Source organism: Salinivibrio socompensis S35, assembly GCF_000513715.1.
In the GTDB taxonomy this organism is placed as follows: domain Bacteria; phylum Pseudomonadota; class Gammaproteobacteria; order Enterobacterales; family Vibrionaceae; genus Salinivibrio; species Salinivibrio socompensis.
In genome coordinates this window covers 1-2,477 of the sequence record NZ_AQOD01000256.1, presented here as the reverse complement: position 1 = coordinate 2,477, position 2,477 = coordinate 1, and the positions used below count along the sequence as shown (strand labels likewise).

General features: G+C 52.6%; 2 protein-coding genes. Both read right to left on the bottom strand.

The window, feature by feature from the left end:
- Nucleotides 1–477: 477 nt before the first annotated feature.
- Nucleotides 478–1,458 (bottom strand): protein rep, encoded by a 981-nt coding sequence (locus DZ54_RS0117545; RefSeq protein WP_051416101.1) that lies wholly within the window; start codon nucleotides 1,456–1,458, stop codon nucleotides 478–480.
- Nucleotides 1,459–1,939: 481 nt separating this feature from the next.
- Nucleotides 1,940–2,257, bottom strand: a complete 318-nt coding sequence (locus DZ54_RS0117540; protein ID WP_025675539.1) for a hypothetical protein — start codon at nucleotides 2,255–2,257, stop codon at nucleotides 1,940–1,942.
- Nucleotides 2,258–2,477 lie beyond the last annotated feature (220 nt).

Below are 2,477 nucleotides of genomic sequence, written 5' to 3'. Positions count from 1 at the left end.
TACCTAACCCCCTAGGTTGGGCTTGGTAACAAGGCGTTTTCGCTCGGTAACAAGCAAATATCGCTCGGTAACAGGTAAATATCGCTCGGTAACAGGCGCTTTTCGCTCGGTAACAAGTTCAACCGGCCTAAAACCATTTACCCGAAAATCATTATTGAGCCGGTGAGGGGATTAGCTCGCGAAGCGAGGTCTTTCCCCGAGCTGGCAACGCTTTTGTGAGCCTGTAACAGGGGTTGTAGTCGTTTGTAACAACCCTTTTCGCTTGTAACAGGACAAATTGACGTTGTAACAGGGCAATATTTGCTTGTAACAGCGGCAAATCGCGATTTCACCAGGTGATTATGGAGCAAGGGCGCACTTAGGACTTGCAAGCAAGTCGTGCGGAGAGAGGGCAGGAAACGCATTTTGTCGGACAACTCGCTTGTGCTCCTTGTCTCCAAAATGCTTCCTGCCCTCTGGGAGCGCTGCGCGGCGTGTTTAAAGCGTTTTATCTGCGTTCGGTGCGCGCTTGTAGCGACGTTCCGAATCGTGCCAGTTAAAACCGAGTAAGTGAGGCTCATCGACGGCGGCGGGTGCACCGTCGGCAAGAATCAGATCTTCGTTGGTCTCGTCGCCCAGCTTCAAAACGTCTTTCAGCGTCCCGCCCGACGCTAAAAATCGCATTTTGTGCGTTTGGCGTGTCAGCTCCAGAAACCAAGCGCTGTCGCTGGTCATGTCGGCGGGTTTGGTGGAATATTTCAGCGTTTCCGCCACGGCTGCGCGTAGCGCGTCCGCTTCATCTTGATTTTTCTTCGCCTTAACGGCTCGCACGTCCACGTTCGGCGCGTAGTCTGCGCGTAAACACTCGCGCCAAAGCTCCACCCAGCGAGCCTGTTTGATGTAATGCCGAGTAAACCAAGATGGAGGCACCATCAGCAACGCGTGAAAGTGCGGGTGTGCGGTGCCGTCCTTGCCGCGCGTGACTTCCGTCGAGCGTATCCAACCGGAAACAGGCTTAAATTCCTTGCGATCTTTTAACCGCTGCCAAGACGCATTCATATGCTTGAGAGTGTCGCGTAATTCGCTGATTTGGCAGTTTTTAACCGTCAACGTCAGGAAGATCCAACGCGCTTTGGGATGCTCTGCCGCTAAACGCGGCATCGCTTGATAGAATCGGGCTTGCCACATGAGGGTGCGCCTCCACTGGCAGACGGGACAGTGACGCACCCTGCAAAAATGCGCCTCGCGTAGCCTTAGGCGGCTCTCGCCCGTATCTGGCGCGGTTTGCCAGCCGAAACGCAATACACCGCTGCATTCCGCCATGCGCTGCGCATACCGCTCAAACTCCAAAACGCCCGCGTAAATCTGGCCAACATCGTCAGATTGGCAGCGGTGCGCATCCCAAGGCTTGTCATGCGTATTATAATCGGTAAGATAGAGTAGGTGATTTTGGCGGGAATCGTTTATACTTTTCGCCATAAGAAAACCCCAGATTTTGTTGGACTCGACACTCAACATTCTGGGGTTTTTCTTTCTACATGTCAAAACGCCCCTAAACCCGCGCCACCACTGGCCTGAGCGCCTATTTTGAGTCCCAGATTTATCCCTTAAGTATAAATACAAGGAAAAACACCCCTGCCAGCGTCGATTTTTGAGCTCAAAATCACGCAAAAAAGCGCGGTCTAATTACGGGGTTTGCGCCACTCCGTTCTACAAACCCCCAACCCTATTTTTTGAGTCGCTCTGGCAGCATCAAGGCCAAGCCGCTTCGCGGTCGCTTCGCGAGCCTTGACCCTGCCGCCACTCCAACGCGTCGCAGACCCCTCGGAGAGCAGGAAGCATTTTGAATGCAAGGAGCACAAGCGAGTTGTAATACAAAATGCGTTTCCTGCCATCCATCAAGCCCCGAGATCCCAATCAGCAAAAAACGCCCTCACAGCCTCTGAGAGCGATTTTTTACCTAACCCCCTAGGTTGGGCTTGGTAACAAGGCGTTTTCGCTCGGTAACAAGCAAATATCGCTCGGTAACAGGTAAATATCGCTCGGTAACAGGCGCTTTTCGCTCGGTAACAAGTTCAACCGGCCTAAAACCATTTACCCGAAAATCATTATTGAGCCGGTGAGGGGGATTAGCTCGCGAAGCGAGGTCTTTCCCCGAGCTGGCAACGCTTTTGTGAGCCTGTAACAGGGGTTGTAGCGTTTGTAACAACCCCTTTTTCGCTTGTAACAGGACAAATTGACGTTGTAACAGGGCAATATTTGCTTGTAACAGCGGCAAATCGCGATTTCACCAGGTGATTATGGAGCAAGGGCGCACTTAGGACTTGCAAGCAAGTCGTGCGGAGAGAGGGCAGAAACGCATTTTGTCGGACAACTCGCTTGTGCTCCTTGTCTCCAAAATGCTTCCTGCTCTGGATGCTGCGCGCGCGTACGTGTTTAAGTCGCTTGATTCGTGCGTTGTTTCGCGTCGTSGCGTACGTTCGAATGTGCCAGTAAAC

What these genes read in the sequence shown, in the direction of transcription:
- DZ54_RS0117545 (WP_051416101.1), bottom strand. Translation starts at nt 1,458, where the DNA reads ATGGCGAAAAGTATAAACGATTCCCGCCAAAATCACCTACTCTATCTT.